The following is a 6,188-nucleotide window of genomic DNA, read 5'->3' as shown; positions in this document are numbered from 1 at the left end:
CGATCGCGGCGTGGCAGGTGACCCCGCCCTCGTCGGTGACGATCGCAGCCGCCCGTTTGAGGATCGGCAGCCAGTCCGGGTCGGTCATCGTCGCCACCAGGATCTCGCCGGGTGCGAGGTCGGCGCCGTCCGCGAGTTCATGCAGGACCCGTGCCCGCCCCGTGGCCGTGCCCGGCCCGGCTCCCAGTCCCTCGACGATCGGCTCCACGTCGCCCCCGGACCGGCCGTCACCCGACGCGCTCCGATCACCATCCGCCGCCCGGTCCACGAGGGTGGTGATAGGGCGGGTCTGGACGAGATACAGCTCGCCGTCCTCGATTGCGAACTCGGTGTCCTGAGGCGTGCCGTAGTGGGCTTCCGACGCCATGGCCTGACGGGCGACGGCTCGCACCTGTTCGTCGTCGAGGACGCGGGTGGTCTGCATCTCCTCGGGCACGGGCACGAGTCCGTCGTCTGTGTGGCCGGCGATGATCCGCGTGAGCTTGCGACCCACGTGGGCGGAGAGGATGCCCAGGTCGGACTTGTCGACGACGTAGGTGTCGGGTTCGACCTTGCCGCCCACGACGACCTCCCCGAGGCCGAAGGCCGCTTCGATCACCACCCGGTCGGTCCGGGAGGTGCGGGGGTCCGCGGTGAAGGCAACCCCCGAGGTGTCGGAGCGGACCATCCGCTGAACGACCACCGCGATGGACGGCTCCTCGTCGTAACCCGACACCGCCCGGTAGGTCATCGCCCGCGGCGTCCACAGCGAACACCAGCACTTGCGGACCGCATCGAGCAGGGCGTCCTCGCCAACGACGTCGGTGTAGGACTCGTGGATACCGGCGAACGACGTGTCGCCCGCGTCCTCGGCAGGGGCGGAGCTGCGGACCGCGACGGGGACATCGTGCCCCAGCGCGAGGTAGTGCTCGATGATCGACTCGCGGAGAGGAGCCGGCAAGTCCACCTCCGCGACGGTCCGTATCAGTTCCGCGGACCTCGCCATGAGCTCGGCCTCGGTGAGTCCCTCCTCCGGAACCCGATCGGCGTGCAGACGTGCGCGGACGCCTCCGGCGTCCATCGCCTCCAGATACGCCGACTGGCCGATCGCGAAACCCGGTGGCACCGCGAGTCCCGCTCCGGTCATCTCCCCTAGATTGGCCGACTTGCCTCCGTACTCGGGTGAGTCGTCGAGCCGTAGATCGTCGAAGGTCGTCACCTGTGGTGCGCTCATCTCGTACTCCTTCCTGGAGCGCAATGGGGTCCATCCACCCGCCGCGTACTCCATGGTGCGCTGATCGGGAGGCCCCGGGTGGGATGTTCGGGCAGAATCGATTCATGGCTGAACTGCAGGTCCGGGTGCCCTCCGCGTCATCCCTCGTCAACACCGCGTTCCGGGTGGTGGAGTGGGAGCTGTCGATGGCGCGGGAGTTCCTCCTCCTGCCGGCGCGGGTGATGGCGCTCCTGGAGGACGTGGAGTCCATCGTCAGGCGGGTCCAGCGTCTTCTGGACGAGGTCGAACAGACCGTCTCGTCCATCGACCGGATCGTGCTGACTGCCGCGGAGACCGTCGACGGGGTGCGGACCACGGTCTCGCGGGCTGACGCGGTGATCGACGATGTCGAGCGCACGGTCTCCTCCGCCGACTCCACAGTCGACCGTGTGGGGTCGACGGTGGAGTCGGCTGACGGGATCGTGGCGCGGGTGGGGTCGACGGTGGACTCCGCCGACGGTGTCGTGGGACGGGTCAGCGCGACGGTGGACGTCGCCGACGACCTGGTGATCGAGGCCGGTGGGCTCATCGGGCGAGTCGAGCCGCTCCTGGATTTCGCCGACTCGGCTCTGGCGCCCGTCAAGCCTGTGGTCGAGGCCCTGCTGGTCGATGCCGAGCTCTCCCCGGAGACGGCCGGGAAGGTGGCGACGCGCCTCACCGAGGTCCTGGTGTGGGCGGACAAGACCATCGCGCTCCTGGAACCGATCGCCGACGAGATACTCGAATCGGTCGAGCCGGAGGAGATCAGGGCCGTCGTCAGGTTCATCGACCACCTGCCCGCGCTGGGAGACAGCCTGGAGAACGACGTGATGCCCGTGATCGCCTCGTTGGACACCGTGGCACCGGAGGTCCACCAGATCCTCGAGGTCGCGCAGCACTGTCTCGAGGCGGTCAAGGGCATTCCCGGGTTCCAGCTCCTGCGGCGGCGTGGGGGCGAGAACGGTAACGGAAAGGGCGGGCCGTCCGTGCCGAGCCCGGCCACGCCGGGCGCCTGATCAGCGACTACGGCGGCGGGGTGTTCACGCTGAGGCGACCCGGCTGACACACGCCGGCGGGGTGTCGCGCGGGAATCGGCTCGCCAGATGACTCGAGGCCCTCCCGTGGGGGAGGGCCTCGATACCTGAGCCGATGACGGGAATCGAACCCGCGCTGTCTGCTTGGGAAGCAGAAGTTCTACCATTGAACTACATCGGCAGTGCACTTCACGCGGCGTCGCCGCTCGAAGGCCGGTTCAGATTAGCACGAAGGCTCCGGGCGTCAGCGGTTCCGGGGGTCTTTGCGGGCGGCCTTTCGCTTGGCTCCGGTGGTCATGGGTCGCCGGGTCTGCGCGAGCGAGGCGCGGGGCACGAACCCGAAACCGACGCCACCGACAACGGCAACGGCGAGCGCGCCGAAGATCCACGGGGTGAGTGAACCGCCGCCGGTCAGTCCCATCGCCACGATGAGGGCCGCGATGCCCACGCACACCCAGGACCAGATGGTCCATCGCCAGATGTACTTCGAGGGCTCTTCCCTGAGATCGTCCATACCCCGATTGCACCACGTGTGCGGGGCGCGGCGCATATCCGCGGTCGGCCCGGGGGCCTGCGCGGGCCCCGCGGTGTGGCGGTTCTCACGACGATCCGGTGCGCCCGCGGGTATGGATCCGGTGGCCGTTCACGCTGAAATAGGATGAGACTCCGTTTCTGAGGCCGCTCACCGGTCGACGGACGACTCTTTTCGGGAGGACGAGCATGGACGACGTGACGGAGCGACCCATCGCCCGACGAGTGCGGACCGTCCTGGCGCGCGGCGCCGCCGGCACGGTCGGTTCCGGGCTCCTGACCCGGCCACTGCGGTCCGCGCGGGTCCGCGACGACGGTGTGATCGTGCTCGTCGTCGACGTCGGCGGCATGTCCCGCGACGTGGGCGAGTCGGGCGGTCTGGCGTCCGCGGGTGGATCGGCGACCGCCGAGATCGTCGACAGGGTGTGTACCGGCCGATGTCGTCGGGTGGGAGCGGGTCCGTCCTTCGCGGTGGACGGGCGTACCGGATCCACTCGATGCGACGACGAGTGCGCCGTCGTGCGAGGCGTGGTGACCATCGCCGGGATCGTCACGGCCTCCTCGCCGACGCGGCGTCGCAGGCTGGTCGCCGCCGACGGTGGGTCGGGGAGTGGCGGCGAGGCCGGGGCGCTGCGACTGAGTGAGGTGCGGCCGCTCGAGATCTCCTACCTGTGTGCCGACGGGGCGTACGTGATCGCGCGCGGTGAGCTCGCGGCGGCGGCGGTGGACCCGATCGGTGTCGACGAGCAGGCGTGGTTGCGCCGGCTCGGATCCGACTCCGCACTCGCGGCGCGGCTCGCGCTGCGCAGCGGCCACCAGATCGCGGGCACCGACCCGTGGATCGTCGGCGTCGACAGTGCCGGCCTGGATCTCTCGATCGGGTCCGTGACCGGGTCCAGAGTGATCGAACGACTGCCGTTCTCGCGGTTCTGCCGCGATTCCGGGGATCTTCTGGCCGAGATCGCCGCCCTCGGGGGGTAGGGCCGGAGGACGTCACTTCGCCGCATACTCTTGCCAAAAAGGTAAGCCTTACCTAAGTTAGTCGCTGCGGGTAGTCACGTCCCCGCCCCCGGACCGTTCCGGCGCTGTTCCCAGAGGCGCCGGAACGGTGCGGGAACGACCACGAGGAGTTGGCATGCGATCACTGGTGGGGCCTGTGCCGGAGCCCGCGGAACGAGTGAGCTCGGCGCTACGCCGGTGCCCCCGGGCGACCCTGGGTCTCCTCTCCGCCACGAGCGGTTCTTCATCCGTGGCCGCCATGCCCGCACCAGAGGTGACCCTGGTGCACCAGGTACCCGGGACCGCCGACCTCTGGGTGGCGCTCCCGACGGCACACGCGGGCGCGATCGGCGTCGGGGGAGCGACGGCCCGACTCGAGGTCCTGGACGAGATCATCGGAGGCGCCGCCGAAGGGCGGTGTCGACGCATCGTCGTCGTAGAGGGGCGTGTGGAACTGCCGGGCGTGCGCGCCCAGCGACGCACCGCGGGTGAGATCGCCCGCGACCTCCCCGACACCGTCCTGCTGGACGTGGGCACCGGTGTCGCGCTGGTGCGGCTCCGAGCCGAGCGGATCGTGCTGACCGACGACGACGGCGTGACCGACATCGACCCCGAGGATCTGGCGACGTCCGGGCCCGACCCCTTCTCCGATCTCGAGGGACACTGGCTCGCCCACCTCAACGACCCGCGCTGCCAGGTGGTGCCGCGCATGGCGCTGCGCGTGTGCCGATGCCTGCCGGCCGAGCGCCCGCTGCTGGTCGGGATCGACCGGGCGGGGGTGGACATCGAGCTGGTCGGACGAGACGGCCGGATCCGCCGCGAGCGGCTGCCCTTCGCCGAGGCGTGCGTGGGGGTCACGGAGTTGGGCACCCAGCTCCGACTGCTCGCCGGGGGGTCGCGATACCCTCTAGATCGTGCTGCTCTCCGACCGTGACCTCCGCTCCGAGCTCGCCGACGGGCGGCTCACGATCGACCCCCTGGACTCCTCGCTGATCCAACCGTCGAGCATCGACGTCCGTCTGGACAGTCTGTTCCGCGTGTTCAACAACTCGCGCTACACACACATCGATCCGGCACAACAGCAGGACGACCTCACCGAACTCGTCGAACCCGCCCAGGGGGACCCGTTCGTGCTGCATCCGGGTGAGTTCGTCCTGGGGGCGACCCTCGAACGCCTGGCCCTGCCCGACGACCTCGCGGGTCGGCTCGAGGGCAAGTCCTCACTCGGCCGACTGGGTCTGCTCACGCACTCCACCGCCGGGTTCATCGACCCGGGGTTCGAGGGGCACATCACCCTTGAGCTGTCCAACGTGGCGAACCTGCCGATCACGCTGTGGCCGGGCATGAAGATCGGCCAGCTGTGCCTGTTCCGGTTGTCCAGCCCCGCCGAGGTCCCCTACGGCACTGCCGCGACGGGCTCCAAGTACCAGGGACAGCGCGGTCCGACCGCCTCCAAGGCGTACCTCAACTTCCGCTGACCGGGCCCCTCCGAGAACCGGGTCGTGTCGGAACCGGGCCGTCCCCGAGCCCGCCCCTGCAGCAGGACGCTCGTCCCGCGTTAACCCCGGTGTTCCCGGGATGTCGTCCGCGGACAGTAGAAGTGGACCATGCGTATGACTGTGTTCGGGACCGGGTATCTGGGTGCGACCCATGCCGCGTGTATGGCGGAGTTGGGTCATGAGGTGCTGGGTGTGGATGTGGACGAGGCGAAGGTCGAGCGTCTTCGGTCGGGTGAGGTGCCGTTCTACGAGCCGGGGTTGCCGGAGATCCTGAGGCGGCAGGTGGAGGCGGGTCGGGTGCGGTTCACCACGGATTATGCCGAGGCCGCGCAGTTCGCGGACCTGCACTTCATCGGGGTGGGTACTCCGCAGCGCAAGGGGGAGTTCGCGGCCGACACCTCCCATGTGGAGGAGGTGCTGGCCCGGTTGGCGCCGTTGTTGACGGCGGATGCGGTGGTGGTGGGCAAGTCGACGGTGCCGGTGGGGACGGCGGCGCGGTTGCAGGAGATCGCCGATGCGCACGTGCGCGGCGGGGTGCGGGCGGAGGTGGTGTGGAACCCGGAGTTCCTGCGGGAGGGTTTCGCGGTGGCCGACACGCTCACGCCGGATCGGATCGTGATCGGGGTGCGTGAGCCCGGTGGCCCGGCCGAGGAGGTGGTGCGCGGGGCGTATGCGCCGATCCTGGACTCGGATCCGTGTCCGGTGATCGTGACGGATCTGGCCACCGCGGAGTTGGTCAAGGTCAGCGCGAACGCGTTCCTGGCGACCAAGATCAGTTTCATCAACGCGGTGTCGGAGGTGTGTGAGGCGGCGGGCGCGGATGTGACGGTGCTGGCCGATGCGATCGGGATGGATCCGCGGATCGGGCGGCGGTTCCTGGGGGCGGGGCTGGGG

At 69.7% G+C, this 6,188-nt stretch carries 7 protein-coding genes and 1 tRNA gene; 5 read left to right on the top strand and 3 right to left on the bottom strand.

The genetic code is table 11. The annotated features are described in order from the left end of the window. The coding region (locus tag IY392_RS09540; protein ID WP_255542048.1) for a PEP/pyruvate-binding domain-containing protein at positions 1 to 1,213 on the bottom strand (1,213 nt) is incomplete at its 3' end. A gap of 104 nt (positions 1,214 to 1,317) precedes the next feature. On the opposite strand from IY392_RS09540, the gene IY392_RS09535 reads away from it, so the two are divergent. Further along, positions 1,318 to 2,247 carry a methyl-accepting chemotaxis protein gene (locus IY392_RS09535; protein ID WP_228549222.1) on the top strand — a complete coding sequence of 310 codons (930 nt, stop codon included), beginning with the start codon at positions 1,318 to 1,320 and terminating at the stop codon, positions 2,245 to 2,247. A 128-nt stretch (positions 2,248 to 2,375) separates the two neighbouring features. Here the strand turns inward: IY392_RS09535 and IY392_RS09530 are convergent. Further along, positions 2,376 to 2,446 (bottom strand) — tRNA-Gly (locus tag IY392_RS09530). A 63-nt stretch (positions 2,447 to 2,509) separates the two neighbouring features. Then, a complete protein-coding gene (locus IY392_RS09525; RefSeq protein ID WP_194861074.1) occupies positions 2,510 to 2,779 on the bottom strand; it encodes a hypothetical protein in 270 nt (89 codons plus the stop codon). 206 nt (positions 2,780 to 2,985) lie between these two features. On the opposite strand from IY392_RS09525, the gene IY392_RS09520 reads away from it, so the two are divergent. The 4 genes from IY392_RS09520 to IY392_RS09505 form a co-directional block, all read left to right on the top strand. Beyond that, on the top strand, positions 2,986 to 3,777 hold the full coding sequence (locus IY392_RS09520; RefSeq protein ID WP_194861073.1) for a hypothetical protein: 792 nt from the start codon (positions 2,986 to 2,988) through the stop codon (positions 3,775 to 3,777). A 154-nt stretch (positions 3,778 to 3,931) separates the two neighbouring features. Continuing rightward, positions 3,932 to 4,729: a hypothetical protein gene (locus IY392_RS09515; RefSeq protein WP_182612723.1), complete on the top strand. Its 798-nt coding sequence runs from the start codon at positions 3,932 to 3,934 to the stop codon at positions 4,727 to 4,729. Continuing rightward, positions 4,710 to 5,273, top strand: coding sequence for a dCTP deaminase (gene dcd / locus IY392_RS09510; protein WP_194861072.1), 564 nt, complete (start codon positions 4,710 to 4,712; stop codon positions 5,271 to 5,273). The genes IY392_RS09515 and dcd overlap by 20 nt, the downstream gene beginning before the upstream one ends. 129 nt (positions 5,274 to 5,402) lie before the next feature. Then, a partial coding sequence (locus tag IY392_RS09505; protein ID WP_194861071.1) for a UDP-glucose/GDP-mannose dehydrogenase family protein occupies positions 5,403 to 6,188 on the top strand: 786 nt, incomplete at its 3' end.

It is taken from the genome of Dietzia sp. SYD-A1 (assembly GCF_015356725.1).
In the GTDB taxonomy this organism is placed as follows: Bacteria; Actinomycetota; Actinomycetes; order Mycobacteriales; family Mycobacteriaceae; genus Dietzia.
The sequence above is the reverse complement of the archived record's forward strand: the minus strand, read 5'-3'. Positions and strand labels throughout refer to the sequence as shown.

Coding starts and splice junctions, on each gene's coding strand:
- IY392_RS09535 (WP_228549222.1), top strand. CDS start 1,318: ATGGCTGAACTGCAGGTCCGGGTGCCCTCCGCGTCATCCCTCGTCAAC.
- IY392_RS09525 (WP_194861074.1), bottom strand. CDS start 2,779: ATGGACGATCTCAGGGAAGAGCCCTCGAAGTACATCTGGCGATGGACC.
- IY392_RS09520 (WP_194861073.1), top strand. CDS start 2,986: ATGGACGACGTGACGGAGCGACCCATCGCCCGACGAGTGCGGACCGTC.
- IY392_RS09515 (WP_182612723.1), top strand. CDS start 3,932: ATGCGATCACTGGTGGGGCCTGTGCCGGAGCCCGCGGAACGAGTGAGC.